This is a genomic window from Saccharothrix sabaoui, from assembly GCF_051756985.1.
Classification (GTDB): domain Bacteria; phylum Actinomycetota; class Actinomycetes; order Mycobacteriales; family Pseudonocardiaceae; genus Actinosynnema.
The window spans coordinates 84,898-111,618 of sequence record NZ_JBPKJK010000006.1; the positions used below are offsets into that span (position 1 = coordinate 84,898).

Annotated in this window: 26 protein-coding genes; 13 read left to right on the forward strand and 13 right to left on the reverse strand. The window is 76.1% G+C overall.

All coding sequences use genetic code 11. The features are described 5' to 3' along the window. Nucleotides 1–56 precede the first annotated feature (56 nt). Together ACR807_RS03560 and ACR807_RS03565 are read left to right on the forward strand one after the other, a co-directional pair. Nucleotides 57–425 (forward strand): hypothetical protein, encoded by a 369-nt coding sequence (locus tag ACR807_RS03560; RefSeq protein WP_438919728.1) that lies wholly within the window; start codon nucleotides 57–59, stop codon nucleotides 423–425. After that, nucleotides 422–835, forward strand: a complete 414-nt coding sequence (locus ACR807_RS03565; protein WP_438919729.1) for a roadblock/LC7 domain-containing protein — start codon at nucleotides 422–424, stop codon at nucleotides 833–835. The genes ACR807_RS03560 and ACR807_RS03565 overlap by 4 nt, the downstream gene beginning before the upstream one ends. Before the next feature lie 63 nt (nucleotides 836–898). Here the strand turns inward: ACR807_RS03565 and ACR807_RS03570 are convergent, their stop codons facing one another. Genes ACR807_RS03570 through ACR807_RS03595 form a run of 6 tightly spaced genes read right to left on the reverse strand, consistent with a single transcriptional unit; the run spans nucleotide 899 to nucleotide 6,441 of the window. After that, on the reverse strand, nucleotides 899–4,015 hold the full coding sequence (locus ACR807_RS03570) for a S8 family serine peptidase (protein WP_438919730.1): 3,117 nt from the start codon (nucleotides 4,013–4,015) through the stop codon (nucleotides 899–901). Nucleotides 4,016–4,051: 36 nt separating this feature from the next. Continuing rightward, nucleotides 4,052–4,594: a hypothetical protein gene (locus ACR807_RS03575; protein ID WP_438919731.1), complete on the reverse strand. Its 543-nt coding sequence runs from the start codon at nucleotides 4,592–4,594 to the stop codon at nucleotides 4,052–4,054. Between the two features lie 18 nt (nucleotides 4,595–4,612). Beyond that, on the reverse strand, nucleotides 4,613–4,735 hold the full coding sequence (locus ACR807_RS03580; protein ID WP_438919732.1) for a hypothetical protein: 123 nt from the start codon (nucleotides 4,733–4,735) through the stop codon (nucleotides 4,613–4,615). Continuing rightward, a complete protein-coding gene (locus ACR807_RS03585) occupies nucleotides 4,735–5,280 on the reverse strand; it encodes a hypothetical protein (protein ID WP_438919733.1) in 546 nt (181 codons plus the stop codon). The genes ACR807_RS03580 and ACR807_RS03585 overlap by 1 nt, the downstream gene beginning before the upstream one ends. Then, on the reverse strand, nucleotides 5,255–5,731 hold the full coding sequence (locus ACR807_RS03590; protein ID WP_438919734.1) for a hypothetical protein: 477 nt from the start codon (nucleotides 5,729–5,731) through the stop codon (nucleotides 5,255–5,257). The genes ACR807_RS03585 and ACR807_RS03590 overlap by 26 nt, the downstream gene beginning before the upstream one ends. Then, the gene (locus tag ACR807_RS03595) at nucleotides 5,728–6,441 is read right to left on the reverse strand and encodes a hypothetical protein (protein WP_438919735.1); all 714 of its coding nucleotides are present in this window, start codon (nucleotides 6,439–6,441) and stop codon (nucleotides 5,728–5,730) included. Before ACR807_RS03595 ends, ACR807_RS03590 begins: the two co-directional genes overlap by 4 nt. Before the next feature lie 300 nt (nucleotides 6,442–6,741). On the opposite strand from ACR807_RS03595, the gene ACR807_RS03600 reads away from it, so the two are divergent. Together ACR807_RS03600 and ACR807_RS03605 are read left to right on the forward strand one after the other, a co-directional pair. Continuing rightward, nucleotides 6,742–7,389: a superoxide dismutase family protein gene (locus tag ACR807_RS03600; protein WP_438919736.1), complete on the forward strand. Its 648-nt coding sequence runs from the start codon at nucleotides 6,742–6,744 to the stop codon at nucleotides 7,387–7,389. A 106-nt stretch (nucleotides 7,390–7,495) separates the two neighbouring features. Then, complete coding sequence (locus ACR807_RS03605) at nucleotides 7,496–8,230, forward strand: VOC family protein (protein WP_438919737.1); 735 nt, start codon at nucleotides 7,496–7,498, stop codon at nucleotides 8,228–8,230. 54 nt (nucleotides 8,231–8,284) lie between these two features. On the opposite strand, the gene ACR807_RS03610 is transcribed toward ACR807_RS03605, so the two are convergent. From ACR807_RS03610 to ACR807_RS03620, 3 genes are all read right to left on the reverse strand, one after another. Continuing rightward, on the reverse strand, nucleotides 8,285–9,511 hold the full coding sequence (locus ACR807_RS03610; RefSeq protein WP_438919738.1) for an SGNH/GDSL hydrolase family protein: 1,227 nt from the start codon (nucleotides 9,509–9,511) through the stop codon (nucleotides 8,285–8,287). Between the two features lie 180 nt (nucleotides 9,512–9,691). Beyond that, a complete protein-coding gene (locus ACR807_RS03615) occupies nucleotides 9,692–10,471 on the reverse strand; it encodes a hypothetical protein (RefSeq protein WP_438919739.1) in 780 nt (259 codons plus the stop codon). Nucleotides 10,472–10,482: 11 nt separating this feature from the next. Further along, complete coding sequence (locus ACR807_RS03620) at nucleotides 10,483–11,535, reverse strand: PA2928 family protein (RefSeq protein ID WP_438919740.1); 1,053 nt, start codon at nucleotides 11,533–11,535, stop codon at nucleotides 10,483–10,485. A gap of 82 nt (nucleotides 11,536–11,617) precedes the next feature. Here ACR807_RS03620 and ACR807_RS03625 point away from each other — a divergent pair, with 82 nt between their 5' ends. Genes ACR807_RS03625 through ACR807_RS03640 form a run of 4 tightly spaced genes read left to right on the forward strand, consistent with a single transcriptional unit; the run spans nucleotide 11,618 to nucleotide 17,044 of the window. Continuing rightward, entirely contained in the window at nucleotides 11,618–12,871 is a 1,254-nt protein-coding gene (locus tag ACR807_RS03625; protein ID WP_438919741.1) for a hypothetical protein, read from the forward strand. Next, nucleotides 12,868–13,857: a hypothetical protein gene (locus ACR807_RS03630; RefSeq protein WP_438919742.1), complete on the forward strand. Its 990-nt coding sequence runs from the start codon at nucleotides 12,868–12,870 to the stop codon at nucleotides 13,855–13,857. The genes ACR807_RS03625 and ACR807_RS03630 overlap by 4 nt, the downstream gene beginning before the upstream one ends. After that, on the forward strand, nucleotides 13,854–15,905 hold the full coding sequence (locus ACR807_RS03635) for a hypothetical protein (RefSeq protein WP_438919743.1): 2,052 nt from the start codon (nucleotides 13,854–13,856) through the stop codon (nucleotides 15,903–15,905). The genes ACR807_RS03630 and ACR807_RS03635 overlap by 4 nt, the downstream gene beginning before the upstream one ends. Next, entirely contained in the window at nucleotides 15,899–17,044 is a 1,146-nt protein-coding gene (locus tag ACR807_RS03640) for a CHAT domain-containing protein (RefSeq protein WP_438919744.1), read from the forward strand. The genes ACR807_RS03635 and ACR807_RS03640 overlap by 7 nt, the downstream gene beginning before the upstream one ends. 9 nt (nucleotides 17,045–17,053) lie before the next feature. Here the strand turns inward: ACR807_RS03640 and ACR807_RS03645 are convergent, their stop codons facing one another. Continuing rightward, on the reverse strand, nucleotides 17,054–17,836 hold the full coding sequence (locus ACR807_RS03645) for an alpha/beta hydrolase (RefSeq protein WP_438919745.1): 783 nt from the start codon (nucleotides 17,834–17,836) through the stop codon (nucleotides 17,054–17,056). Nucleotides 17,837–18,091: 255 nt separating this feature from the next. Between ACR807_RS03645 and ACR807_RS03650 the strand changes: the two genes are divergently transcribed. The 3 genes from ACR807_RS03650 (at nucleotide 18,092) to ACR807_RS03660 (ending at nucleotide 21,116) form a co-directional block, all read left to right on the forward strand. Next, nucleotides 18,092–19,402 carry a sensor histidine kinase gene (locus tag ACR807_RS03650; protein ID WP_438919746.1) on the forward strand — a complete coding sequence of 437 codons (1,311 nt, stop codon included), beginning with the start codon at nucleotides 18,092–18,094 and terminating at the stop codon, nucleotides 19,400–19,402. Beyond that, nucleotides 19,399–20,091 (forward strand): response regulator, encoded by a 693-nt coding sequence (locus ACR807_RS03655; RefSeq protein ID WP_438919747.1) that lies wholly within the window; start codon nucleotides 19,399–19,401, stop codon nucleotides 20,089–20,091. The genes ACR807_RS03650 and ACR807_RS03655 overlap by 4 nt, the downstream gene beginning before the upstream one ends. Before the next feature lie 62 nt (nucleotides 20,092–20,153). Continuing rightward, the gene (locus tag ACR807_RS03660) at nucleotides 20,154–21,116 is read left to right on the forward strand and encodes an alpha/beta hydrolase (RefSeq protein WP_438919748.1); all 963 of its coding nucleotides are present in this window, start codon (nucleotides 20,154–20,156) and stop codon (nucleotides 21,114–21,116) included. On the opposite strand, the gene ACR807_RS03665 is transcribed toward ACR807_RS03660, so the two are convergent. Genes ACR807_RS03665 through ACR807_RS03675 form a run of 3 tightly spaced genes read right to left on the reverse strand, consistent with a single transcriptional unit; the run spans nucleotide 21,105 to nucleotide 24,150 of the window. After that, entirely contained in the window at nucleotides 21,105–22,322 is a 1,218-nt protein-coding gene (locus ACR807_RS03665) for a metal-dependent hydrolase family protein (RefSeq protein WP_438919749.1), read from the reverse strand. The genes ACR807_RS03660 and ACR807_RS03665 overlap by 12 nt on opposite strands. After that, the gene (locus ACR807_RS03670) at nucleotides 22,319–22,762 is read right to left on the reverse strand and encodes a GAF domain-containing protein (RefSeq protein ID WP_438919750.1); all 444 of its coding nucleotides are present in this window, start codon (nucleotides 22,760–22,762) and stop codon (nucleotides 22,319–22,321) included. The genes ACR807_RS03665 and ACR807_RS03670 overlap by 4 nt, the downstream gene beginning before the upstream one ends. Further along, entirely contained in the window at nucleotides 22,759–24,150 is a 1,392-nt protein-coding gene (locus ACR807_RS03675; RefSeq protein ID WP_438919751.1) for an MFS transporter, read from the reverse strand. Before ACR807_RS03675 ends, ACR807_RS03670 begins: the two co-directional genes overlap by 4 nt. 135 nt (nucleotides 24,151–24,285) lie before the next feature. On the opposite strand from ACR807_RS03675, the gene ACR807_RS03680 reads away from it, so the two are divergent. Both ACR807_RS03680 and ACR807_RS03685 read left to right on the forward strand, forming a co-directional pair. After that, nucleotides 24,286–25,164, forward strand: coding sequence for a MurR/RpiR family transcriptional regulator (locus ACR807_RS03680; protein WP_438919752.1), 879 nt, complete (start codon nucleotides 24,286–24,288; stop codon nucleotides 25,162–25,164). A gap of 162 nt (nucleotides 25,165–25,326) precedes the next feature. After that, nucleotides 25,327–26,649: a cation:proton antiporter gene (locus ACR807_RS03685; protein WP_438919753.1), complete on the forward strand. Its 1,323-nt coding sequence runs from the start codon at nucleotides 25,327–25,329 to the stop codon at nucleotides 26,647–26,649. The last annotated feature ends 72 nt before the right edge of the window (nucleotides 26,650–26,721 follow it).

Below are 26,721 nucleotides of genomic sequence, written 5' to 3' on the forward strand. Positions count from 1 at the left end.
GCGGATCACTGGGTACGGTGCGTGTCGGTTGATCGTTCGAGGTGGAGGTCCTGCGGGTGAACATCGACGAGATGTTGCGCGAGGCGATGTCGGTCGAAGGCGCGGTGGGGGTGTCGCTGGTCGACTACGACAGCGGCATGACGCTCGGCGCGCAGGGCGGCAACGCGCTGCTGGACCTCGAAACGGCGGGCGCGGGCAACACCGAGGTGGTCCGGGCCAAGCTGCGCACCATCGCGTCGCTCCAGCTCGACGACGCGATCGAGGACATCCTGATCACGCTCGCCAAGCAGTACCACATCATCCGGCCGCTGGCGGAGGACAAGGGCACCCGCCTCTTCCTCTACCTGGTCCTCGACCGCTCGCGCGCGAACCTGGCCCTGGCCCGGCTGCACCTGCGGCGCGTCGAGCAGGCGCTGATCGTATGACCGCGGACCGGGTGCAGATCCGGCTCCAGGACCCCGAGGCCCTGGGGGAACTGCTCGGCACGGTGCGGGCGGCCGTCGACGGCGTGGACGGCCTGGTGGTGACGAGCCGCGACGGCATCGTCATCGCCGCCGACCTCGGTCCCGGCATGCCCCACCCCGAGGACACCGCGGACCAGGTCGCCGCGATGGCCGCCGCGTCGGCGGGCATCGGGTACCGGTTCGTGCAGGCGTCCAACCTCGGCCGGCTCCAGGGCGTCGTGCTGGAGGGCGACCGGGGGTGCGTCGGCGTGCAGCCGTTGAGCGGCACGCTGCTGCTGGTGCTGCTCGGCGCGCCGGACACGGTGATGGGCCGGTTCACGGTCGCGGTGAAGCGCGTCCTGGCCCAGCTGCTGGCCCCGGCGACGGACTGAGCCCCGCCACCCCCGCGGGCGGGCGCCGCCGACGGCGACGCCCCCGAACACCCCGACGAGCGCCTACCGCGTCCGGTAGGCCCGGACCACCGTCTGCGACACCGAGTTCCCGGCGGCGTCGCGGGCGGTGATCCGCAGGGACGTGAAGCCCGGCGCGGCCGGGTGGGTCACCAGTGCCACGCCCGAACCGCGGCCGTCGAACGCGGTGGGCGCGGCCCGCCAGGTGGCCCCGTCGTCGGCCGACGACTCGACCTTCAGCGACACCACCCGGGAGGTCGGCGCGCCCGGCTGGTGCTGCGTGACCAGCCGCACCGGGAACACCCGCCCGGCGGGCGCGCGGCCCTGCTCGTCCACGTCGGCCGACGCGCGCACCACCATCACCGGCGCCGGCCCGCCCGACTCGCGGAACGTCCACGTCACGTCCGCCCGCGTGCCGATCACCGACCACGGCACCGAGCGCTCGGCGGTGGACCGCAGCGTGTACGTCCCCGGCGCTTCGGGGACGTCGAACACGCCCGTGCCCGGCAGGTCGCTCACGCCGAGCGACACCCCGTCGCGGAACAGCTCGGTGGTGCCCGTCGCGTTGTAGGAGATCAGGGTGAACTGGTCGGGGTCGCCGCCGGAGAGCAGGGTGACGCCCACCGACAGCCGCCCGTCGACCCGCTGCACGCCGAACCCGAGCGACGCGTCGCCGAACGCCGGGCCGAGCGGCGCGCGGTTCCAGTGCGTCGAGTACCGGCCGGGCCGGTAGGAGCGGTAGGAGACGCTGTTCTCCACGTCCTCCGCGCCCGGCGGGAACACCGCGGTCAGGTGCTGCCACGTCACGTCGTCCGACGCGGTGTAGAACTCGGTGCGGCGGCTCGGGATCGTGTGCGGGTTCGCCTCGAAGATGCCGCTGTTCGCGCCGGGGGCGTCGATCATCGCGTAGTCCGACCGCTGCGCCTCGCCGGGCGCGCCCTGGGCGTAGTAGCGGGCGTCCACCCGGGCCAGGTCGCGGTCGTGCGCGGTGAACCGGCCCGCCGGGATGGCCCCGCGCGACAGGAACGCGAGGTTGTAGGCGGTGTCCGGGGTGGTCAGCAGCACCCGGTAGGAGAAGGAGAACACGTGGTCGGTGACCGTGCCGGGGGTGGCGACCAGGTGCACGCGCTGGCCGGGCCGGGCGAACCAGCCCAGCGCGGAGGTCCGCTCGGCCGTCCCGGACACCAGCAGCAGCTCGCCCACCCGGAACTCGGCGTCGGCCCGGTCCACGGTCGTGGTGACCGGCGTGCCCGCGGTCGCGTCGAGCACCACCTCGCCGGCCCGGTCCACGGTCACGCCCGGCCGCGACAGCACGGTGACGTCGTTGCCGCCGGACAGCTCGACGGCGTTGACGTCGTAGCGCCCCCTGGGCAGCCGCACGACGCCCGTGCCGCCGACCAGCCGCACGCCGAACGCCGCGCCGGTCGCGGTGTCCACGGCCTTCACCACGGACGACGCGGTCGTGCCGGTGCGCCCGCGCAGGGTCACCCGCAGGTCGTGGCTCTCCGGTTCGAGCACCGCGGTGAGCGCGGTGCGCACTACGACACCGGGCGCGGTGCCGGTCAGCCGCGCGCCCTGCCGGCCCGACGCGCCCGCCGGGTGCGCGTGCACCACGACCGAGGCGGTGCCCCGCGCGGGCACCACGACCTGCGGCGCGGACGGCGTGAACAGCGGGGAGTCGGTGGTCAGCGAGAGCGTCACGGGCGCCGCGCCGTCGTTGCGGTAGGTCACCGCGCGGTCCTGGCGCGCGGTGTGCGGCCAGGGCAGGAACCCGAAGCCGACCCCGCCCGACGCGCTGACGCCCTGGCCGACCGCGCGGGCCACGTCCAGCCGGCCCGCGCCCTGCTCGAACACGTCGGCGGTCGGGTGCGCGGTGCTGACCAGGTGCGGCTTGAGCCGGTCCGCCGCCCAGTCGCCGTGCTGCTGCCGCAGCAGCGCGGCGGCCCCGGCGACGTGCGGCGCGGCCATCGACGTGCCGGACAGGGCCGCGTAGTGCTCGTCCACCGGCGCGGTGTCGCCGGCGGGGGTGCCGGGGACGCGCGCGGACACGATGTCGCTGCCGGGCGCGGCGATGTCGGGCTTCACCGCGTGGTCGCGCAGCCGGGGCAGGCGCGGGGAGAACGGGCTGGTCGTGTCGTCCTCCGCGACGCTGCCCACGGCGAGCGCGGCGTCGGCCGCGGCGGGGGAGGTGACCGAGGCGAGCGGGTCGGGCCCGTCGAGCGCGCGGTCGTTGCCCGCGGCGACCACGAACAGCGTGCCGTGCCGGGCGGTGAGGTCGTTCAGGGCGCGCGACACCGGGTCCGTGCCGTCGCTGGACGCCCCGCCGAGGCTCATGTTCACCACGGGGGCGCGGGTCGCGATCCACTCCATGCCCGCGATGACCGCGGAGTCGGGGCAGCCGAACGCGGTGCAGACCTTGCCGCTGACCAGGCGCGCGTCCGGCGCGACACCGCGGTGGCGCCCGCCGGACGCCGCGCCGCTGCCCGCGACGACCCCGGCGACGTGCGTGCCGTGGCCGACCTCGTCGGCGGTGCCGGAGCCGGTGAAGTCGGCCTGCTCGACGACCCGCCCGACCAGGTCGGGGTGGTCCGCGTCGACACCGGTGTCCAGGACGCCGACGGTCACGCCCGCGCCGGTGAACCCGGCGGCCCACGCCGCGGGCGCGCCGACCTGCGGCACGCTCACGTCCAGCGTCGGCTTCGACACCCCGTCCAGCCAGGCCGAGGCGTTCGAGCGGGTGAACCACGACCAGAACCCGCCGGCCGGCTCCACCGCCGCGCCGCGCACGCTCGGGAGGGCGCGCGACCGGGTCGCGGGCACGTCGCCGCCCGCGTCGGTGACGATCAGCGGCGCGGGCCGGTCGCGCGGCAGGTCCGCGACCTCGAACAGCCGGGGGTCCAGCCGGCCGGCGTCGAGCAGCGGCAGGGCGTCGGACGGCACGACCCGGTCGCCGTCGCGCAGGAACCCGATGTGCTCGCGGCCCGGCGCCGGTTCGACCCGCACCGCGAGGCCCTTCGGACCGGGCAGCAGGGTCAACCGGTCACCGGTGACCAGCGTGACCGCCGGCCCGGTCACGGCGGCGGCCCGCGCGGGCGCCGCGGCCGGCGCGGTGAGCGCGCCCGCCGCCAGCAGCGGGACGAGGAGCAGGTGGGGCGAACGCACGGTCTTTCTCCATTCGGGACGATCAGCTCGACACGATCAGCCGGTCAGGGCCGCGCCCGCCAGCGACACCAGGAACGCGCAGCCGAGCAGCACCGCGAGCCGCGCCGAGTGGCGGCTCCACAGGGCGTGCCAGTCGCCGGGGTGGCGCAGCGCGGCCGTCGTCATCAGCGCCCGGCCCAGGCCGAACCCGACGCCCGCCCACAGCGCGCCCGCCGGCGGCGCGGTGAGCAGCACCGCCAGCGCCGCCGCGTACGGCAGCCCGCTGGGCAGGTAGGTCCGCACGCCCGTGCCCATCTCCAGGCCGAACTGGAGCGGACCGAGCAGGCGGCCCAGCCGGAACACGCTCTCCGGCACCAGCCGCCGGTTCTCCGGCAGCGCGAACCGCAGCACGCGCGCCTCCCGCAGCAGCAGGGCGACGAGCGCCAGGGCCACCAGCGCCCACCGCAGCCACCCCGGCAGCGGCACGCGCAGCAGCGAGCCGACCACCAGGAGCGCGGCGGCGCTGAGCGCGCCCCCGAGGAGCAGGCCGGCGCGGAACGCCAGCGCGGGTGTGCCTCGCCAGACCGGCGAGCTCAGCACGTCGGCCGAGTTCCGGCTTCAAGTGGAGCCGGACGTGGCGAACCCGGCGGTGACGCCGAGGAACAGCCACGGCGCGAACGCCGCCCCGCCCGCCGACGCGGCGGTGAGCGCGACGGCGAGGACGACCGGGTGCCACGGCATCAGACCCTGGCCCGGCAGATCGTCAGGTACGTCTGCCCGGTCTGCCCGCCGCCCCAGTAGGTGCTGAACCCGTCGGAGCAGCGGTAGACCTTGCCGTCCGGCGTGGTCCAGCGCCAGGCGTTCTTGGCGGACAGGGTGCCGCACGTGGTGGCGACCGGCATGTGGTCGACCTGCACGTCCCCGACGGTGACCGTGCCGTACTTGTGCCAGCCCGCCTCGCAGAACTCGCTGCTGCGCCACGACCCGGCGTAGCAGGCGGCGTAGGTGTTGGTGAACTCGCCGCCGGTGTCGCCGTCCTCCGGGTAGCCGGTGGGGTAGGCGTCGCGGCAGTCCGTGCGGTCCCAGCCGGTGAGGGCGTTCGGGCCGGTCTCGGCGCGGGCGCGGCGCGGGAAGGACAGCGCGGCGGCCCCGAGGGTCAGCGCGCCCAGCGCCACGGCCTTGAGCACGGTGCGCCGCCGCGCCGGTTCCAGGTCGCGCAGGGCGGTGCTGCGGCCCGCGCCGGGGTCGGGACCGTCCAGGTCAGGGATCGAGTCGAACGCGGGCATCGCGCACCCCCCACTCGTCGAGCACGTCGTCGACCTGTTCCTCGCGCACCGGCAGCACCGTGCGCGCCACCCGCCCGTCCGGGCCGACCAGCATCAGCACGGGCGGCGCGAGGTGCGACACGACCCGCCACGCCTCGCGGTCGGACGCCACCTCCAGGCCCGCGTCCCACGCGTCCGGCGACTCGTGGGTGAGCAGCAGCGCGCGGCTCGTGCCGGTGAGCCGCCGCGCCACGGCCACGCACAGCGGGCACCCGGAGTCGGCGGCCAGCACCACGCGCCCGGCGAAGCGCGGGCCCAGCACCAGGTCCGGTTGCGCCGCGGAGAACCCGCCGGGGTCGCGGGCCACGGCCGCGCGCAGCAGCCGCACCTCCCGCAGCACGGCGGCCAGGCCCAGGAACAGCACCAGGATCGCGACCCAGGTGAGGACGGCGAACGCCGTGCCGGGGTTCACGCCGCGCTCCACGCCACGCCGATGCCGTCCAGCCAGTCGAGGCGCTCGGCGTCGGTCCGGTGCGGCGAGCCGGAGAGCTGCACCTCGGCCACGCCCGCCGCGCAGCCGAGCACGAACAGGTGGTCCGCCGCCCTGGGCGAGCCCGCCGCGCCGGGCAGCGCGACCTTCCACACCTCGCCGTGGCGCGTGGGGGCGCCCGCGTGCGCCGGGACGTGGTCGCGCGCCTGGCGCGGCCCGGGCACCGCGACCGACCCGAAGTCGCGCACCACGAGCACGAGGTGCTCGCTCATCGCGTCGAGCAGCGTCGCCGCGCGGGGGGCGACCACCATGCCCGGTACCCGGTCGTCCACGCGCAGCGAGTTGAACAGGGCGAAGACCCGTTCCCGGCGGGGCGCGGGGCCCGCGTACACGGTCATCAGCTCGTGGTAGGCGCCCATCAGCGTGGCCACCGAGGACTCGCCGTCGTGCGCCTCGGCGACCACGACCTCCCGACCGTGCACCAGGAACCGGTCGGTGGTGGTGGCGGGCGCGACGTGCGTGCAGGCGAAGTCGTGGTAGCCGCGCGGTCCGATCTGGAAGCCGGTGCCGTAGGACCCGCCCGCGAACCGCACGGCGGCGGCGACACTGCTCACCGGAGCGGTGTCCGGCAACGTCACGGTGACCCGGTCGCCGCTGGGGGCGACCAGGTCTAATCGTTGTTCGGCGGTCACGCGGGCAGACGCTAGAACACCTGCCGCGCCACCTCCACCGGCTTGCACCGGACAGCGCGCCGCCCGAAGTCATCCGGTCGGACCGGGTTTGAACCGCGCTAAGACGGGAACGGCTGCTGCTCCGCCGGTGTTGCCGGGCGATCCGGTCGCGGCACCTCCCCGGTGCGGGGTCGTGCTGCGGACGGCCGGTTCGGCGCACCGAACCGGCGTGCGACCGGCCACCCCGGCCGATGTTTCACGCGCAGTGACGAGGGTAGTCGGACGGTGACCACAGTGGGGCAGTCGAAGGGGGAAACCGCCATGCGCGTCGGCATCGTGCTGGTCGCGGCGCTGTGCACCGCGGTCGGGTGCGGCGGGGGTGACGACACGGCCGCGCCGGCGTCGGGCTCGCCGTCGTCCACGTCCGGGTCCACGTCCGGGTCCGCGCCGTCCACGTCGCCGTCCGAGGTGACCAACCGCCACGTCGGCGTGCTGGCCGAGGTCGCGTCCGCGGACACCGCGTTCACCTACGACCCGGTGGCCGCCCCGCCCGGCGCGGAGCTGGAGCTCCAGGTCGCCGAGGGCGAGGGGTCGACCACCGTGCGGCTGCTGGTGAACGGCCTCCAGCCCGACCGCGGCTACGCCGTGCACGCGCACACCGAGGCGTGCGGGAAGACGGGGGCCGACGCCGGTCCGCACTTCCAGCACGACCAGGACCCGGCCGCCGCGCCGGACAAGCCGTCCACGGACCCGGCGTACGCCAACCCGCGGAACGAGATCTGGCTCGACCTGACCACCGACGCGCAGGGCGCGGCCACCAGCGAGACCACCGTGCCGTTCGACTTCACCGACCGCGCGCCCGCGTCGGTCGTGCTGCACGAGAAGGAGGCCACGGCCACCGAACCGGGCCAGGCGGGCAGCGCCGGCGGCCGGGTCGCCTGCCTGACCGCGCCGTTCACCGGGGCCTGACCGGTCCCGTCGACCTGTCCCGCCGGACCCGTCGTCGATCGAGGACGGTGGCCGTCCTCGATCGCCCCTACCTTCGTCTTCGCCGGACCGGACGAAGGAGAACGCGATGAGCAGGGTCGACCGCAACCAACCGCTGGGCACGCCGACCTGGATCGACCTCGCGGTCGCGGACCCGGCGGGCGCGCGGGCGTTCTACGGCGCCGTGTTCGGCTGGCGGTTCGCCCCCTCCGCGATCGGGACCGACTGCCTGCTGGGCGGTCTGCCGGTCGCGGGGCTGCGCGAGGCGGACGGCGGCGGGTGGACCGTCCACCTCGCCACGGACGACTGCGACGCCACCGCGAAACGGGTCGTGGCCGCCGGCGGCGAGGTGCTCGACGGCCCGCACGACGTGGGCGACCTCGTGCGCACGGCCCTCGCCGTCGACCCGACCGGCGCGCGGTTCGGGCTCTGGCAGGGCCGGGCGCACCCCGGCTGCCGCCTGGTGAACGAGCCGGGCACGTTGGTGCGCAACGACCTGGTGACCGCCGAGCCCGAGGCCGCCCGGACCTTCTATCGGGCCGTCTTCGACTTCACCCTCGACGGCAACGACGACCTGCCGGACTGGGACTTCACCTTCCTGCGCCGCCCGGACGGTCACGAGGTCGGCGGCGTCCTCGGCCTGCCCGGCGCGCCCGCCTCGGCGTGGGCGACCTGCTTCGAGGTGGCCGACACGGACGCCACCGTCGCCGCGGTACTGGCCGCCGGTGGCACGTCCGCCGACCCGCAGGACACCCCGTACGGCCGGTCGGCGGTGCTCACCGACCCGTTCGGGACGGAGTTCTCGGTGATCGCGCGCCCGTGACGCCGGTCGGGCGGGTGGCCGGCCGCCCGCCCGGGTCCCGGCCACCCGCCCGCGTCAACGCCGGTCGAGGAGCATCGCCAGGTCCACCGCGTTCGCCATCGCCTCGGTGCCCGCGTCGTTCGGGTGCAGGTGGTCGCCGCTGTCGTAGGCCGGGTCGAGGGTGGCGTCGTCGCCCGGCGCGTGGGTCGCGGCGGCGAAGTCGACCACGCCGTCGAACTCGCCGGACGTCCTGATCCACTCGTTGAGCGCCCGCCAGGTCGCCTCGCGCTCCTCGGTCCAGACGAACGAGCCCTTGAACGGCAGGATCGTGCCGCCGTAGACCGCGACGCCCCTCGCCCGCGCCTGGGCGATCACGCTGCGGTGCCCGGCGATCAGGTCCTCGGCGGACGCGCTGTAGCCGATGTCGTTGACCGCCTCCAGGACGATCACGGCCTCGACGCCGGACTGCGAGAGCACGTCGCGCCGCACGCGCGTCACGCCCGCCACCCCGTAGTACGGCTCGCCCTCGCGGTCGGCGATGAGCCGGTTGCCGCCCAGGCCCGCGTTGACGACGGACAGCGTCCGGCCGGGCACGGCGTCCAGCCGCCGGGCCAGGAAGTCCGGCCACCGCCGGTTCGCGCCGCCGGTGGTGCTGGCGGTGTCGGTGATCGAGTCCCCGAACGCCACCACCGTCCCGGTCACCCGGCGGGCGGGCGCGACGTCCACGCCGTCCACGACCATCCAGCACGGCGTGTCGGTGAACCCGCCGGACAGCGCGCCCGTGCGGTCGCCCGCGGCCAGGTAGTTGCCCTGCGCGGTGAACGGGTGGTTGGTCAGCGGCCCGGTGGCCCCCGGCAGGTAGGCGCTCACCAGCAGCGTCGACAGCGCCTCGACCCGCAGGTCGACCGGGTCGCTGAACACCTCGCGCCCCGCCGGGACAGTGATGCCGCGCGAGCCCCGGAACGTCAGCCCCCGCAATGTGCCCGGCACGACCGCGTCGCCGTCCTGCCGCACGCCGACCGTCACCCGCCCGACCCGCAGCGGCGCGGTGCCGAACGCGTTGGTCACGCGGACCCGCACCGACCGGCCGCCGGTGCTGAGGAACACGACGTTGCGCACGGTCTGGTCGGCCAGCCCCCGCCCCGCGGGGCACGTGCTCCAGGGGATCTCCGAGCCCACCACCGGGCTCGCCGCCCACCCGGCGACCCAGTGCGGTCCGCCGTGCGCGACGGCCGCCGGTTGCAGCGCGGTGGTCGCCACGAGCGCGGCGACCACCGCCAACGTGCCTCTGTGCCCTGCCACGGAACTCTCCTCGCCAGTCGTCGTCGGCGGCGGTGGGCCGACCGTGGCAGCGGTCTTGTTAACCGGTCAAGTTCAGCGGGACGAGCGGTGCGGGAGCTGCGACGAGTGGTCTCCCCGCCGGAACGGGAGCGGGGCGGGCGAGCCCCCTGGCCCCGCCCGCCCCGCGCCCCGGTCACGCCGTCACGGCGCGAGCGTCGTCAGCACCGCCACCTCGGACTCGTCGTGCGGCAGGTACTTCACCCGCACGATCATGCCCACCTGGAGCTGCGGGACGGCGCTGGGCGGCAGGTTCTTCTCCTGCGTCAGGTCGAACGCCGACCCGTCCCGGCGGGTGACGCGCAGCGCCAGCCGGACCACGACCCGGCCGTCGCGGACCTCGCCGGTCGGGGTCATGGCCAGGACGACGGCCTGCGCGTCCAGGCCCTGCTCGGCGATGCGCAGCTGCTGCGGGGTGATGTGCCCCTTCGCCACCTGCACCAGGTCGAGGGCGCGCTGGAGCTCGTGCTGCGGCGCGTCGGTGGCCAGCGCCGCGCGGCCGTCGGGCAGGTAGCGGACCGGCAGGATCGCGCCCGGCTGCACGGCGCCCAGCTCGGTGAGGTCGACGAGCTGCTTCGCGGTGGCCTGGAACGACCGGCCGTCGGGGGTGTCGACCTGGAGCCGGATGGCGAGCTGCGGCTGGTCGTTGACGCTCATCCCGGTGCGGGCGATGCCGAGCACGGTGCCGATCCCGATCGGCGCGCCGAGGAACTCGCGGGGCACGCCGCCGCGCAGGGCCGCCAGGCTGCCGCCGACCGACCGGGAGACGGCGAACACCGTGGGCACGGCCGACACCAGCAGGGCCGGGCCGACCATCCAGCCGTTGAGCCAGGCGAACTCGTCCTCGCCGGTCAGGCCGTTGGCGACCCAGGCGCCGGTGAGCACCAGGCAGACGAGGAGGGTGGTCCAGGCGATGACCTTCACGTGAGTTCCTCTCAGGAGGGGTTGCCGAAGAAGTCGGTCGAGCCGACGTCGAGCACGGACAGGGAGCCGTCGGGGCGGGCGAGGACCACCTCGTCGCCGGTGACCACGGCGGTGCCGCCGTCCGGTCCGGTGAGGGCGCGGGCCACCGGGGAACCGGTGCCGACGGTGCCGGTGACGAGGCCGGTGGCCAGCGAGACGGCGCTGAGCGCGGTGCCCGCGTCGTTGACCGACGGCCGGTGCTGCACGAGGACGTGACCGGCCGGGGTGGCCTCGGTCACCAGCGCCGCGCCGTGGAACGCGGTGCCGCCGAGCGGCACCTCGCCGGGCAGGCGGACCAGGGCGGCGCCCACCGGCAGGTCGTGCAGCCCCACCGCCTCCTGCCCGAGGCGCACCGCGGTGGCGGTGGGCGGTGGCGGCGGCGGGGCGCTGTCCGGGGACAGCCGGCCCGCCCACGGCCCGGGTTCGGCGGGCACGGCCGCGAGGGTGTCCAGCGGCACGGCGAGCACGCCGCCGTTCGCGTCGAGGGCCATCACGCGCCGGGTCTCCGCGTCGTAGCCGTAGGCCGTGCGGGCGGTCAGGTGGGCGTCGCCCACCACCTCGGCGGCCCCCGCCACCACGGACCCGTCCGCCAGCGACACGACCACCAGCCCGGAGGTGGTGGCCAGGTAGGCGTAGCGGTCCCCGGCGGCCAGCACGGACGCCTCCCACGCCAGTTCGTCGGACAGCTGCGCGTCCCACAGCAGCTCGCCGGACGCGGTGTCGACGGCGGCCAGCCGCACCTGGAACATGTCCCGCACGACCAGCTGGAACATGCCGCGCGAACCGTGCAGGTCGTAGGGCACCAGCACCGCCGGGCGGCCCTCCACCCGGGCGAACGCCACGCCGGGGTGCACCTCGGCGTCCGGTTCCGGCATCAGCAGGTAGGTCCCGCCGAAGAACGCGAGCGCGAACAGCACCAGCGGCAACGGCAGCACGAACCGCACGACCCGCACGAGGCCGCCGCGGCGGCGGTGCGGCGTCTCGTAGGGCGCGATCGGCGAGTACTGCTCCGGCATCCCGTACATCGGGTGCTCCCTCCTCCGTGGTGGTGCCAGCGTCCGGCGCGACCCGCTCCTACCGATCACAGGAACGGCTAGGCTCGTGGCCGTGACCACCGCGAACGCCGTGACGGCGACGCTGCCGCGCGGCCTGCTGATCGCCCGGGCGTGGGCGGAGCTGGGTGACGCGGTCGCGCCGTTGAGCGGGGCCGCCGGCCGGCCGCTGGCCCGCACGGTCAAGCTGCTGCTGGACCCGCTGGTGCTGAGACCGGTGCTGAACCCGGGGTTCGCGGCGGGCGCGGTGGCCGTGGAGCACGTCGACGCCCTGCGCGCCCGCATCGCCGAGGCCGGGCCGGTGCTGGCGGCGACGGCGAGCTGGTTCCTGGTGCTGAAGAAGGAGCGCCGCCGGCTGCGCATCACCGAGGGCAACCCGCAGGACCTGTACTTCCAGCGCTGCTTCGAGCTGGCCACCGCGCACGGCGAACCGGGCCCGGACGCGGCGGCGCACGCCCGCGCCGCGCTGGCCGAGGCGCACGACCGGGAGGGGCCGACCGTCGCGGACCTGCGCGACTTCGTCACCGACGCGGCCAACGCGGGCGAGCTGACCCGGCTGCTGCACGCCACCTGGGAGGCGATGACCGCGCCGCGGCCCACCCGGCTGCCGGTGGCGACCGCCGACTTCCTCGCCACCTGCGCCGCGTCCCCGGACCGCGCCCTGTTCCGGGCCCTGGTCGAGCACGCGACGGGCACCGCGGGCGCGGCCGACCTGGGGCGGCCGGGGGTGGCGCTCGCGCACGGCCTGACCGACCGCGACCGGCCGCGGCGACCGGAGCTGGGCGCCGGCGCGTCCACCAGGACCCTGCCCAAGCCGTTCGACCGGTCGATCGTGGAACGGCTGTTCCTGCCGCTGACGAACGCCGCGTCGCGGGCCGGGCTGGACGACGTGCCCGCGCTCGTGCGGCGGGAGATCGGCCGGTCGGCGGGCGCGTGGCAGCTCGCGGACGAGGAGAGCCGGGTGGCGATGGTGCTGGGCCGGGAGGCGTCGGCCGACCTGGCGGGCGACCCGACGGGCCCACCGGGCGGCGCGGCGGCCAGGCTGCGGCTGCGCTGGGAGCGGGAGGCGTACGTGCGGCGGGCGCTGCGGGCGCCGCTGGACGTGCCGCCGGAGGTGCGCGCCGACGTGCACGCGGTGCGCGAGGCGTACCTGCGGCGGCTGTGGGTGCGGGTGCACGGGCGCGAGCTGCGGCACGACCCGGTGACCGCCGACGAGGTGTGGGACGTGCTCGACGGCGTGCTGCGGTCGGTGGTGCTGGACCAGCGCGACCGGCTGAGGTCGGTCCTGGAGCGGGGGGCCGGGGCGTGAGGGTGACGCGGGAGCGGGTCCTGGTGGTCGGCGACTGGCCGGTGCTGCCCGAGCGCACCGCGCTGGTGGAGGCGGCCGGCGCGCTGCTGGCGTGGGACGTGCTGGCGGACGGGCCGCCCGCCGCGCGGGTCGACGACCCGGGGCGTGCCGCCGACTGGCTGTGGGAGGTCTACGGCGACGCGGCCGGGGCGGTGCTCGCCGGCGCGGACGAGGTGGACGTGCCGGCGGACGGCGACTGGCGGGTCCGCGACGCGTGCCGGGTCCTCGCCCAGCTGGAGTGGGCGCGGGCGTGGTGGCCCGCGTCGCTCCCGGCCGGGGTGCCGCCGCTGGACCCGGTGCTGCTGGCCGCCGAGCGCGCCGTCGCCACCTCCGCCGTCGAGCACCTGCTGGACGACCCGGACGCGACGGCGCGGGCGGTGGCGGAGGTCGTGGGGGAGGTGCCCGACCCGGTGCTGGCGGCACGGGTCGCCGCGCTGGCCGAGGACTTCGGCGTCGTGCCCGAACCCGCGCCGACCCGCTCGTCCTACGCGCTCGCGGCGGGCGGCACCGGCTACCGGGGCGGCGTGACGGTCCTGTCCGGACTGTCCGCAGTGGACTGGATGCTGGTGCCGGCGGGGGCGGTGGACGCCGCCGCGCCCGCCGAGTGGGCCGTCGTGCGGCGGCAGGGCGGCACCTTCCTGGACGTCAGCGTCCTCGCCGCCCCCACCGGCGGTCCCGGGTCGAGGCTGGCGGCGCGGTTCGACCTGTTCGACGTGCCGCTCGACGCCACCGACGACCTGGGCCGCGTCACGGGGTCCTCGCCGGTGCCCTCCACCGCGCTGCTGCTGCCGCCCGAACGGCGGGTGCTGACCGTCTACGCACCGGACTTCGCCCAACCCGCGCCGCCCGCGCCCGACGCCGGGGAGCGCCGGGCCGCGATCCTCGCCTACGCCCGCTCCCGGCTCGGCTCGCCGACCGCGACGCTCACCGAGCGGGCCGCCCGGTGACGTCCTGGGAGGACCTGAACGACCGCGGCGTGGGGCTGGCGGCGCAGGGGGACCTGGAAGGTGCCCGCACGGCGCTCGCCGCGGCCCTCGACGCCGTCCCGCCCGACGGGCGCGCCGACGTGCTGCTCAACCTCGCCCACGTCGTGGAGGCGCTCGGCGACCCGCGGCACGCCCTCGACCTGCTGACCGAGGCCCTGGCGCGGGAACCGGGGCGGGCCGACCTGGTCGCCGCGCGCGCCGACGTCCTGCGGTCCCTGGACCGGTGGGACGAGGCGTGGCGGGACGTCGAACGGGCGCTGGCGACCGCCGACCCCGAGGGGGAAGCCGTGCTGCGCGACACCCGCGTGGTGCTGCTGGCCGCGGCCGGGCGGACGACCGAGGCGCTCCGGGAGGCGGAGGAGGCCGTGCGGCTCGCCTCCCGGCACGCGCCGCACCTGGTCGCGAACCTGTACGCCACCCTGGCGCTGCTCGCCGAGCAGGCCGGTGACGGCGCGCGGGCCGAGGAGTACCGGCGGCTGGCGGACGCCCCCGGCGCGGGGCTGACCGACGAGCGCTGGGCGCGCGCCGTCGAGCTGAACGCCCGGGGCACGGTGCTCGCCGCCTCCGGCGACGTGGCCGGGGCGATCGGGGTCTTCGAGGCCGCCTACCGCGAGACCCTGGTGTCCGACGACGCCGAAGCCCTGGTGTGCCGGGCGGGCGTGGCCGGGAACCTGGCGAACCTGACCGACCCGCACCGCTGGGCCACCGCGGCGGTGGACGCGGGCCGGGCGGCGACGGCGCTGGTCGGTGACGCCTACAGCACGTCGTCCGTCCTGGTCGGGGCGCTCGTGGCGCGGGCGCGGTGGCTGCACGGGCGGGCCAGGGCGGCGGAGGCGCTGGCCGACCTGGACGAGGCCCTGGAGCTGGGCCACCAGGAGGTGGTCGTCCGGGCCGTGCGCGCCCTCGTGCTGGCCACCGGCGGGTGGTACGCGGAGGCCGAGGCGGAGGGGCGGCGCGCCCTGGACCTCGCGTACGCGCAGGCACCGCTGTTCGCCGCGTTCACGCACCGCACCCTGGCCGAGGTCGCGAGCGGCACGGGGGACCTCGCCGGCGCGCTGGAGCACCTGACCCTGGCGCGCGAGCTGTGCGCCGCCGGCGGTGACCTCGACGGCGAGGTGACCGCGCTGGTGAGCGCCGGGCGGGTGGCCTACCTGTCCGCCGACGCCGACCGCGCGGACGCCCTGTACGGCGAGGCCGAGCAGGTGGCCGACAGCCCCCGCCTGCGCGCGGTCTGCTTGCATGGGCGGGGCGCGGTGGCACTGCTGCGCGGCCGGCCGCACGACGCGCTGGCGCTGCTCGACCGCGCCGCCGACCTGCTCGGCGCGGACGCCACGCCGCTGGAGGTGGTGGCCGTCCAGCAGGTGCGCGGCGCGGCGCTGGAGGCGCTGGGCCGGTTCGCCGAGGCCGAGTCCCGCTACGCGGAGGCCGCCGCGGTGTGCGAGTCGGCCGGGCTGTGGCACGTGGCGCTCGGCGCGGCGTGGTGGCGCGCGGACGCCCTGGTGCGCCGCGCGGCGGCCGCGGCGGGGGAGGAGCGGCGGGCGCTGGCCGGACGGGCGCTGGACCTGGCGCTGCCCGCCGCCCTGGCCGCCGAGGCCGTGCGGCAGCGCTTCCCGCACGGTCCGCTGCGCGAGCGGTGGGCGGCGCTGGCCTCCGCGCCCGCGACGAGGTCGGCGTTCCTGGCGATCCGGGCCGTCGAGGACGTGGCGCTGGCCGCCGAGTACGTCGACCACGTGGCGGGGTCGGTGTCGCTGGGCGCGTCGGGCGTGCCGGTGGAGCGCGGTGAGCTGGTCTCGCTGCCCGTGCCGCCGCCGGTCGCGGACCACCTGCCGTACGCGGCCTCCGGGTTCCCCGGTGGCGACGACCCGGCGTTCGCCCCCCTCGGCTTCGCGCTGCCGCCCAGGGTGCGGGTGGACCCGGCGACGCCGTCCGCGCTCGACCGCTGGATCGACGTGGCGGCCGAGCGGTACGGGTTCCCGGTGCGCGCGGACCGGGCGGTGGCGTCGTGGTGACCGTGCAGCTCAAGTACGTCGACGCCGACGACCTGTACCTGTCGTGGCGCTGGGAGCACCTGCCCGCCGAACCCCGCGTGCTGGTCCTGCCGCGCGAACGGGTCGCCGGCGTGCTGGCGGAGTGGGCGGCGGCCGTGCCGTCGCCGCTGCCGGGGGAGAGCGCGCTCGACGCGCTGCGCCGCGCCCTCGCCGACCTGCCGGACCGCGCCCGCGAGGCCGACCTGACCACCCGGCTCGCCGCCGCGCTGGTGCCCCGGCAGCTGGCCGACGAGCTGAACCCCCTGCTGGCGCGGGGCGTCCGGCCGCACCTGCGCGTGCGCCCGTCGCCGTCCACCGCCCTGGTGCCGTGGGAGGCGCTGCGCGTGGACGAGGGCCGCCGCGCCGTGCACGACCTCGACATCTCCGTGCTGCCGCCGGTGACGGTGGCCAACGACCCCGGCCGCGCGGTGTCCCCGTTCGACCCGGCGGGCGCGGTGGTGGAGGTCGTCGACCCGAAGGTGCCGGGCTTCCCCGACGACTCGGCCCTCGGCTCGGTGCTCGGCGCGCCCCGCGAGGTCGAGGTGGACCGCGACCGGTTGGAGGCCGCCCTCGCCACCGCCGCCCGCTTCACCTACGTCGGCCACGTCACCACCGGCGGCCACGGCCTCGACGCCCGCCTGCACCTGTCGTGCACCGCCGCGACGACCGGCCGCGCCGCGGTCCTCGGCGACCACCGGCCGCTGACCGCCGCGGACGTCGCCCTCGGCCACCGCCCCGGCCCGCCCCGGCCGTGGCGCATCCCCAACCGGGTGGCCCTGATCGCCTGCGAGAGCGGCGGCGACCTGCGCTTCGCCGAACCGTCCGGGCTGGTCACGGCGATGGTCCACGGCGGTGCCGAGCACGTCACCGCGACCCGCTGGACGCTGCCCACGGACGAGGGGCTGCGCCGCCTCGTGCCGGGCTTCCCGCCGACGCCGGTGCTGCCGCCGACCATCCGGGCGGTCGACCTGGCCCACCGCGCCGACGCCCCGGCCGCCGCGCTCAACGCGTGGCAGCGCGACCTGGCGACCCGGTGGGAGGAGACCGGCGACCCGACGTGCTCGCCCCTGCTGTGGGGCGCGTTCACCACGACCTGGGCGCCGGGACCCCGGCCGCGCTGACCCGCGCCGTCACCCGGTGAAGGCCAGCACCGCCCGCACGACCTCGGGGCCGTCCAGCAGCACCCGGTCGTTGTGGTCCGCGCCCGGCACCACGACCGCGCGCCCGCCCGCCGCCGCGGCCACCGCGCGGCTCTGCTCCGGCGGCACCACGGAGTCCGCGTCCCCGCAGAGCACGGTGACCGGGGCGGACGTGCGGGCCACGTGGTCGACCGTGCGGAACTCGTCCAGCAGCAGCCACCGCACCGGCAGGAACGGGTAGTGCCGCCGACCCACCGCCGCCAGGTCCGTGAACGGCGACCGCAGCACCACCCCGGCGGGCGGGTGCTCGACGGCCAGCTCCGCGACCACCGCCGACCCCAGGCTCTCCCCGAAGTACACCAGCGGCGCGCCGGTCGAGCGCACCAGGAAGTCCCGCGCCGCCCGCACGTCCAGCGCCAGCCCCTCCTCGGTCGGCGACCCCGGGTTGCCGCCGAAGCCCCGGTACTCCAGCAGCAGCACGGACAGGCCGCGCGCCGTCAGCGCCCGCGCCAGCGGCACCCGCAGCGACCGGTTGCCCGCGTTGCCCGGCGCGACCAGCACGGCGGCCCGCGCGTCCGCGACGGGGAAGTGCCAGGCCGTCAACCGCAGCCCGTCACCGGTGGTCAGCACCACCTCGTGCGCGCCGGTCGGCGGCCCGCCCGCCGCGCCGGACGGCAGGAACACGAGCTTGCGCTGGAACGCGAACGCGCCACCGAGGACCACGACCACGATGGTGACGACCGCGGCCGACCAGAGCAACACGCGCCTGCGCACGCCACCATCATCGCGCCCACGCCCGCCGCCGCCTGCCCCGGCCGCCGTCACCCCTGGCCGCCGTCATCCTGGCCACCGCCAGCCGCCGCCACCGCCAGCCGCCGCCTGTCCCGGCTGCCGCCACCCCTGGCCACCCCCGACCGCCGCCCGCCTTGGCCGCCGCCCGCCCTGGATACCGCCCGCCCTGGCCGCCACCGCCGCCGCCATCCCTGGCCGCCGGCCGCCCCGGGCGACACCGGTTGTTAGGTTGTGCGCATGGCAACCGCGACCGGCGGGGAGCCCCGGTGGTCCGAGTGGCGCCGCCCGCGCCCCGGCCCCGCCGAGCAGCGGCGTGACGTGTGGCTCGGGCTGGGCGTCGTGCTCGGCGGACTGGGCATGACGGTACTGGTCAGCAGCATGGGCGCGTTCGCGTTCGAGTCGCCGCCCTCGCTCGGCGAGCAGCTGCTGTGGACGGTGGCGGTCACCGCGCCGCTGGTGGTGCGCCGGCGTTACCCGCTGGTCGTGCTGCTGGTTGTCGGCGCGCTGTTCATCGCCGCCCAGGCCAGGCAGACCGCCGACAACATCGTGCCGTCCGTCGCCCTGTTCCTCGCGATCTGCACGGCGGGCGCGTGGGTGCCCGACCGGGTGGTGGCGCGCTGGTCGCGCGTGGGCGTCGTCGTGGTGATGTTCCTCTGGCTCGGGTTCTGGCTGGTGGAGTTCCTGATCGGACCGCCCCGCCCGTTCTCCGACGCGGCCGGTCCGCTGGACCCGGTGCTGGCCTCCGTGCTCTACGGCCTCGCGTTCAACCTGGTGTTCTTCGTGGGCGCCTACGTCGTGGGCGACCTGGCGTGGGTGTCCGCGCGCCGGCAGGCCGAGCTGGAGCACCGCGCCGAGCAGCTGCGGTTGTCGCAGGAGCAGAACACGCGCGGCGCGCTGATCGCCGAACGCGTGCGCATCGCCCGCGACCTGCACGACGTGGTGGCGCACCACGTGTCCGTCATGGGCATCCAGGCCGCCGCGGCGCGCCGCGTGCTCGACAAGGACCCCGACCTCGCCCGGGAGGCCCTCAAGCAGGTCGAGGAGACCGCGCGCGGGTCCATCGGCGAGCTGCGCGGCCTGCTGGGCGTGCTGCGGGCCGGTGCCGACGACGGCGCCGAGGGCGAGCGCGCCGCACCGGATCTGACCCGGCTGCCCGAGCTGGTCGCCAACGCCCGCGCCGCCGGGCTGGAGGTCGAGCACCGCACGTTCGGCGAGGTGCGGCCGGTGCCCGCCGCCGTCGCGCTCTCGGCGTACCGGGTGGTGCAGGAGGCGCTGACGAACGTGGTCAAGCACGCGCACGCCCGCGAGGTGGACGTCCGCGTCCGCTACCTGGACCGCGCCGTCGAGGTGGAGGTCGCCGACGACGGCCGCGGCGGCGGCCCCGCGAGCGGCGGGTTCGGCCTGCTGGGGATGCGCGAGCGCGTCGCCGTGCACGGGGGCCGGCTCGAAGCCGGGCCGCGCCGCGGCGCCGGGTACCTCGTCCGCGCCACCCTGCCCACGTCCGACCCCGTCCCCACCGACCCCGTCCCCGCCGAGGAGCACGCGTGACCGCCGACCCGACCACCCCGCCGCTGCGCGTCGTCCTCGCCGACGACCAGGACCTCGTCCGCGCGGGCTTCCGGGTCATCCTGGGCACGGAGGACGGCATCGAGGTCGTCGGCGAGGCCCGCGACGGCGGCGAGGCCGTGGAGCTGGTCGAACGGCTGCGCCCCGACGTGGTGCTGATGGACGTGCAGATGCCGCGCGTGGACGGGCTGGAGGCGACCCGGCGCATCCTCGCCTCCGACAGCACCGCCAAGGTCGTCATCCTGACCACGTTCGACCGGGAGGACTACCTGTTCGAGGCGCTGCGCGCCGGGGCGAGCGGGTTCCTGCTGAAGAACGCCTCGCCGGAGGACCTGGTCGAGTCGGTGCGCATCGTGGCGCGCGGCGACGCCCTGCTCTCGCCCGAGGTCACCCGCCGCGTCATCGCCCGCTTCAACGAACCCGCCGGGCCCGCCGCGCCCGGTCCCGGCCACCGGCCGGCCGAGCTGACCGACCGCGAGTACGAGGTGCTGGTGGAGCTGGCGCGCGGCGCGAGCAACGCGGAGATCGCGCGGTCGCTGCACCTGGGGGAGACCACGGTGAAGACGCACGTCTCGCGGGTGCTCAACAAGCTCGGCCTGCGCGACCGCACCCACGCCGTCGTGTACGCCTACGAGCACGGGATCGTGTCGCCGGGCCGGCACGACGCCTGACCACCTCATCGCCCGACCACCTCGTCGCGCGGGCCTCCCGGACCTGGTGCGAGAGTGGGCGCATGGCGAAGATGGATCTACGGGTGCGGCTGCTGGGGCGGGCCCTGAAGCGGACGTCCGTCACGGGCATGAGCGTCGAGCGGATCACCCGCGCCCAGGGCCGGAAGATGACCCACAACCCGGTGACCGACCTGCTCCTCGGCGCGGTGGCGCCCGGTGTCGTGCTCACCGACGGCCGGGCGGCCGGCGAGGCGGGCACCGTGGCCGTCCGCTCCTACCGGCCCGCCCGCCGCACCGCGGACCCGTTGCCGCTGGTGGTGAACTTCCACGGCGGCGGCTGGGTCTTCGGCGCGCTGGAGACCGCGGACTGGCTGTGCAGCAGCGTCGCGGCGGCCGTGGGCGCGGTCGTCGTGTCGGTCGACTACCGGCTGGCGCCCACCCACCCGTGGCCCGCGGCGGCGGAGGACTGCTACGCGGCCCTGGTCGACGTCGTGGCCCGCGCCGGGGAGTTCGGCGCGGACCCGGCGCGGGTGGCCGTGGTGGGCGACAGCGCGGGCGGGAACCTCGCCGCCGTCGTCGCCCTGATGGCCCGCGACCGCTCCGGCCCCGCCCTGGCCTTCCAGGGGCTGCTCTACCCGGCGACCGACCTGACCGGCTCCAGCCCGTCGATCGACGAGAACGCGCACGCCCCGATCCTGACCAGGGACGACGTCTTCGCCTTCCGGGACCACTACCTCGGTTCGGCGGACCCGGCGCAGCCCTACGTCTCGCCGCTGCACGCGCCGGACCACTCCGGGCTGCCCCGGGCGCTGGTGCAGGTCGCCGAGCACGACCCGATCCGCGACGACGGCCTGCGCTACGCCGCCGCCCTGGAGTCGGCCGGCGTGCCCGTGCGCGCCACGACCTACGTCGGGATGCCCCACGGCTACCTGAGCTTCCCGAACGCCTGCCGCAGCGCGCCCCAGGCCCTCGCCGAGCTGTGCGCGGAGCTGCGCTCGGCCCTGGCGGTGCCGTCAGCCGCCTGAGCCGGACACCACCACCCCCGCCTGCACGACGTGGCGGACGCCGCCGGGCTTCGCCAGCACGCCGATGTCCTCCAGTGGGTCGCCGTCGAGGACGAGGAGGTCGGCGTGCGCGCCCGGCGCCAGGGTGCCGACCTCGCCGGTCAGGCCGAGCAGGTCGGCCGCGGTGACGGTCGCCGAGCGGAGCACGTCGAGCGCGCCCTGCACCTCGCGGCGCAGGCGGAACTCGTGGGCCTGGTGCCGCTGCATCCCGCCGAGCAGGTCGCTGCCGTAGACGAGCTTCACGCCGCCGCGCGCCGCGCGCTCCAGGCCCTCCAGCCCGGCGGTGAGGACCTCGTCGACCTTGCGCCAGCTCGCCTCGGACAGGCCGAACTCCCGGCCCTCCTCCTTGAGCGCCCAGTAGGTGACGAGGGTCGGCACGAGGAACGCGTCGTGCGCGCGGAACAGCTCGACGCTGGTGTCGTCGAGCAGGTTGCCGTGCTCGACCGACCGCACGCCGACCTCCAGCGCCCGGTTGATCGCGCGGGCGGTGTAGGCGTGCGCGGCGACGTAGCGGTTGGCGGCCTCCGCCTCCTGCACGGCCGCGCGCAGCTCCTCCACGGAGTACTGGGTCGAGTCGATCCGGTCGGTCGGCGAGCTGACGCCGCCGCCGGCCATCACCTTGATGTGGTGCGCGCCCTTGCGCAGCTCGTCGCGGGCGGCGGTGCGCACCGCGTCGACGCCGTCGGCGACGCGGCCGAGCCCGGCGCAGCACTGGTGCGAGTCGTGCACGGCCGTGCCGGGACCGCGCACGTCGCCGTGGCCGCCGGTCTGGCTCAGCGCCTTGCCGCAGAACAGCAGGCGCGGCCCGCGCAGGACGCCCTCGGCCTGCGCCAGCGACAGGCCCCAGTCGGCCCCGGAGGCGTCGCGGACGGTGGTGAACCCGCGGTCGAGCATCGCAGACAGGGTGCGGGCGCTGTGCGCCGCGACGTAGGACGGCGACAGCGAGGTGAGGGCGCCGAGGTCGGCGGTGGAGGCGGTGACGTGGACGTGCGCGTCGACCAGGCCGGGCACGACCACCGCCCCGCCCGCGTCGAGCACCCGGGCACCGGGCGCGGTCAGGTTCGGCCCCGCCTCGACGACCCGGCCGTCCTCGCAGCGCAGGTCGCCCTCGGCGTACTCGCCGGTGGCCGGGTCGAGGACCAGCGCGTCGCGCACGAGCAGGCTCATCGGGCACCCCCGACGGCCTCGCGCAGCGCCGGCACGGCGAGCGGCGCCAGGGCCCGCGCGGCGGCGACCGACCCGTCGTCGTAGGCGCCCTCGGCGTCGAGGATGTTGAGCACACCGAGCACCCGCCCGTCCCGCTCGTCGACCACCGGCACGTTGACGATCGAGCCGCAGCCCAGGTCCGCGATCAGCTCGTGGTCGGCGAACACCTCGCGCACCGCGGCGGCGTCGCGGCCGAGGAACGGCTCCGCGCCCTCGACGCAGCGCTCCAGCCACGCGGCGGCGACCTCGACGGTCTTCTCCCCGCCGACGGGATAGCGGTCGGGGTGGCTGCTGTGCACGCGGCGCAGCGCCCGCCGTTCGGGCACCCAGGCCAGCACGGTGAACAACCGCACGCCCACGCTGTCCCGCACCCTCTCCTCCAGCACGGCCAGGTCGGTCACTTCGCCATCTCCTTCGCGGTCTCGGCGGGGTCGCCCCGCTCGGTCAGGTCCTCCAGGGAGCGCCCGGCCGTGGACAGGCCGAACACCAGCACGCACACCACGCCGACGACGAGCACCGCCGTGGTCATGCCGAACACGCCCGCGAACCCGAGGCTCGCCGCGGTCAGGCCGATGATGGTGGGCGCGAGGATGCTGCCCACCCGGCCGAACGCGCTGGACAGGCCGGTGCCGGTGGCCCTGATCCAGGTCGGGAACACCTCGGGCGTGTAGGAGTAGACGCCCGCGTAGGTGCCGTTGAGGAAGAACGAGAGCACCGCGCCCGCGACCGTGATGGTCAGCGGGGTCCCCATCTGGGACAGCCAGAACGCGCTGATCGCCGAGCCCGTCAGGTAGATCGCGATGGTGTTCTTGCGGTCCAGCCTCTCCGACAGCCAGGCGGCGGAGAAGTAGCCGGGGATCTGCGCCAGGTAGATGATGATCGAGAACTCGAAGCTCTTGGTCACCGTGATGCCCTGCTGGACCAGCAGGGTGGGGATCCAGGAGAAGAAGCCGTAGTACGAGAACGTGATGACGAACCAGACCAGCCAGATCACGGCGGTGCGCCTGGCCATCGCGGGGCTCCACATGAACTTCAGCGCGCGCCCGAACGTGACCTTCGGCGTCCCGGTGACCGGTCGCGCCGTCGTCTCGGGGACGGGCGGCAGCGGCTCGCCGGTGGCCTTCTGGACCCGGCGCTCCAGGTCGACGACGACCCGCTCCGCCTCGGCGTGGCGACCCTGCTGGAGCAGGAACCTCGGCGACTCCGGCAGCGAGCGCCGCCACCACAGCAGCATCACGATCGGCAGCGCGGTGATCAGCTGCGCGATGCGCCAGCCGTCCTCGGAGACCGGCACGACGAACCGGCCGATCAGCGCCGCCATCACGAAGCCGAACGAGAAGAACCCGGCCAGCGCGCCGACGAACCAGCCGCGCCGCTTGGCGGGGACGAACTCGGACAGGAACGGCGCGATGATGGCGCTCTCCGCGCCCGCGCCGGCGCCGGCCAGCACGCGGGCCACCAGGAACGTCTCGTAGTTGGGCGAGAAGGCCGCGACCACCGAGAACACGGCGTAGAAGGCCAGCGCGTACATCATGACCTTCTTGCGGCCGACGCGGTCGCCGAGCAGGCCCGCGACGGCCGCGCCGAACAGGAAGCCGAACGGGGTCGCGGACCCGATGAGGCCGAGCTGGCCGTTGTCCAGGCCCCAGACCTGCTGCGCGCTGGGCAGCAGGAACGCGACGACGGCCGAGTCCATGCCGTCGAAGGTGTAGCCGAGCCCGCCGATCAGCAGGAGGCCGTAGTGCGGACGGCTCAGGGGGAGCCGGTCCAAGCGAGCCAACAAGGTCATGGAGCGCCCTTCGGGGTCGTGACCAGCGGGTGGATGGCAGGCAACGTATAGTGCATATTCAGCGAAGCGCAATAGTCGTTGCATCTTTGACGTGGGGCGACCGCGTACCGTGTCCGCCGTGCGGGGAGGGGCGACATGACGGACCGTGCTGCCGACGGCTTCGAGGACTGGTTGCGGGGGCGCGTGCCCGAGCGCGGTCTCCGGCCCAAGGCCGCCGCGCTGCTGGAGGTGCTGCTCTCGCAGCCCAGGCGCGCGTCGTTCGGGTCGACCGCCGAGCTGGCGCAGCTGGCGGGCGTGAACGTGGCGACGGTGACCCGGACCGCCCAGGCCCTCGGCTTCGCCGGGTGGCCCGCGCTCCAGCAGGAGCTGCGCGCCCGCTACCTGTCGTCGCTGAGCGCGCCGCAGGTGGCCGCCGAGCACCACGGCGTCGGCTCACCCGGCTCGGCGTCGGTGCGCCGCGACCTCGACGGCCTCGCGCTGCTGCACCGGCGGCTCGACGAGGGCGTGGTCGTGACGATCGCGCACGCCGTCGCGGCGGCCCGGCGCACGGTGGTCATCGCGGCGGGCAGCTACGCGGCGGTGGGCACCGCCTTCGCCCACAACGCGCGGCTGGCCGGCTACGACGTGGTGGCGGTGTCCGCGAACGACGCCGACCTGGCCAACGCGGTCGCGTCCACCGGCCCCGACGACGTGCTCGTCGCGATCAGCTTCTGGCGGCTGTACGAGAGCACGGTCCTCGCCGCCAACGAGGCCCGCTCGCGCGGCGCGCGGGTGTTCGCGGTGACCGACGCGGCCAGCCCCGCCCTCGCCGCCGCCGCCGAGGCCATGCTGATGGTCCCGGCCGAGGGCGTCGCGTTCTTCCCCTCCCTCACCGCGGGCATGGCCGTCGCGCAGGCCGTGGTCGCCCAGCTGGCCGCCGTGGACCCGGCGCGCACCGCCGCGTCGATCGAGGCGGCGGAGGCGATGTGGGCCAGGTTCGGCCTCCTGCACCGCCGCCCGAGCCAGGCCACGTAGGCGGCCCCGCTCCGGACGGCCACGCTCCGGACGGGGCCGTCAAGGCCGCACCGGCCGGCCGCTTCGGCAGGACGAGGCGATGTCACATTTTCGCTATCGGCACCTCCCCGTGATGGCGAAAGCTCGGGGTTCTCGCGCTCCTACTGGGGAGGTAGTCCGACCATGACCGTCCTGGCGGTGCCGCCGACACCGATCGCGGCACACCCGATGCTCATCTTCCTGCTCCAGCTGACGGTGCTCCTGGGCGTCGCCTTCGCGCTGGGCAAGCTCGCGTCCCGGTTCAACCTGCCCGCCGTGGTGGGCGAGCTGGCGGCCGGCGTCCTCCTCGGTCCCTCGCTGCTCGCGCACGCGATCCCGCCGCTGTCGAACTGGCTGTTCCCGGCCGACGCCGAGCAGATCCACCTGCTGGACGCGGTCGGGCAGATCGGCGTGCTGATGCTGGTCGGGTTCACCGGCATGCACGTCGACATGGGGTTGGTGCGCCGCAAGGGGCGCACGGCGGCCTGGGTGAGCGCCGGCGGGCTGTTCATCCCGTTGGCGCTGGGCGTGGCGGTGGGCATGGTGCTGCCCGCGTCCCTCCTGGCCGGCGACACCGAGCGGCTGGTGTTCGCGCTGTTCCTGGGCGTGGCGATGTGCGTCAGCGCCATCCCGGTGATCGCCAAGACGCTGCTGGAGATGAAGCTGCTGCACCGCAACATCGGGCAGCTCACGGTCAGCGCCGCCGCGGTGGACGACGTCGTCGGCTGGTCGCTGCTGTCGGTGGTGTCGGCCATGGCCACCGCGGGGATGCGCGCGGGTCACGTCGCGTTGACCATCGGCAGCCTGGCGGCCGTGCTGGTGGTCGCCCTGGTGCTCGGCCGGCCGGTGGTGAAGGTGGGGCTGACCTGGGCGAACAAATCGTCCGACCCGGCGGTCACGGTCGCCGTGGTCGCCCTGCTGTTCTTCGCCTCCGCCGCCGGCACCCACGCCCTGGGCCTGGAGCCGATCCTGGGCACGTTCATCTGCGGCGTGCTGCTCAGCAGTTCCGGGTTGCTGGACCGGCAGAAGATCGCGCCGCTGCGCACGTTCGTGATGGGCGTGCTGGCCCCGATCTTCTTCGCCACCGCCGGGCTGCGGATGGACCTGACGGAGCTGGCCAAGCCCCCGGTGCTGCTGGCCGCCCTGGTGGTGCTGGTCATCGCCGTGCTGGGCAAGTTCGTCGGCGCCTACCTGGGCGCGCGGCTGAGCAAGCTCAGCCACTGGGAGGGGTTGGCGCTCGGCGCCGGGCTGAACGCGCGCGGCGTCATCGAGGTCGTCGTGGCGATGGTGGGCCTGCGCCTGGGGGTGCTGACCACCGCCGGCTACACGATCGTGGTGCTGGTCGCCGTGGTCACCTCGTTGATGGCGCCGCCGATGCTCCGGTACGCGGTGCGCCGGATCGAGGTCACCGAGGAGGAGCGGGTCCGGGAACGGCTGTTCAACGGCGAGAAGGCCGCCAGCTCGTAGCGCTCGGCTCGTGCCGCGCCTGCCGGGGACGAGCCGCCCGGGAGGTCGGCGCGGCGACGGCCACCGGTCTCC

What these genes read in the sequence shown, in the direction of transcription:
- ACR807_RS03565 (WP_438919729.1), top strand. Translation starts at nt 422, where the DNA reads ATGACCGCGGACCGGGTGCAGATCCGGCTCCAGGACCCCGAGGCCCTG.
- ACR807_RS03600 (WP_438919736.1), top strand. Translation starts at nt 6,742, where the DNA reads ATGCGCGTCGGCATCGTGCTGGTCGCGGCGCTGTGCACCGCGGTCGGG.
- ACR807_RS03620 (WP_438919740.1), bottom strand. Translation starts at nt 11,535, where the DNA reads ATGTACGGGATGCCGGAGCAGTACTCGCCGATCGCGCCCTACGAGACG.
- ACR807_RS03585 (WP_438919733.1), bottom strand. Translation starts at nt 5,280, where the DNA reads ATGCCCGCGTTCGACTCGATCCCTGACCTGGACGGTCCCGACCCCGGC.
- ACR807_RS03580 (WP_438919732.1), bottom strand. Translation starts at nt 4,735, where the DNA reads ATGCCGTGGCACCCGGTCGTCCTCGCCGTCGCGCTCACCGCCGCGTCG.
- ACR807_RS03605 (WP_438919737.1), top strand. Translation starts at nt 7,496, where the DNA reads ATGAGCAGGGTCGACCGCAACCAACCGCTGGGCACGCCGACCTGGATC.
- ACR807_RS03660 (WP_438919748.1), top strand. Translation starts at nt 20,154, where the DNA reads ATGGCGAAGATGGATCTACGGGTGCGGCTGCTGGGGCGGGCCCTGAAG.
- ACR807_RS03675 (WP_438919751.1), bottom strand. Translation starts at nt 24,150, where the DNA reads ATGACCTTGTTGGCTCGCTTGGACCGGCTCCCCCTGAGCCGTCCGCAC.
- ACR807_RS03685 (WP_438919753.1), top strand. Translation starts at nt 25,327, where the DNA reads ATGACCGTCCTGGCGGTGCCGCCGACACCGATCGCGGCACACCCGATG.
- ACR807_RS03665 (WP_438919749.1), bottom strand. Translation starts at nt 22,322, where the DNA reads ATGAGCCTGCTCGTGCGCGACGCGCTGGTCCTCGACCCGGCCACCGGC.
- ACR807_RS03650 (WP_438919746.1), top strand. Translation starts at nt 18,092, where the DNA reads ATGGCAACCGCGACCGGCGGGGAGCCCCGGTGGTCCGAGTGGCGCCGC.
- ACR807_RS03680 (WP_438919752.1), top strand. Translation starts at nt 24,286, where the DNA reads ATGACGGACCGTGCTGCCGACGGCTTCGAGGACTGGTTGCGGGGGCGC.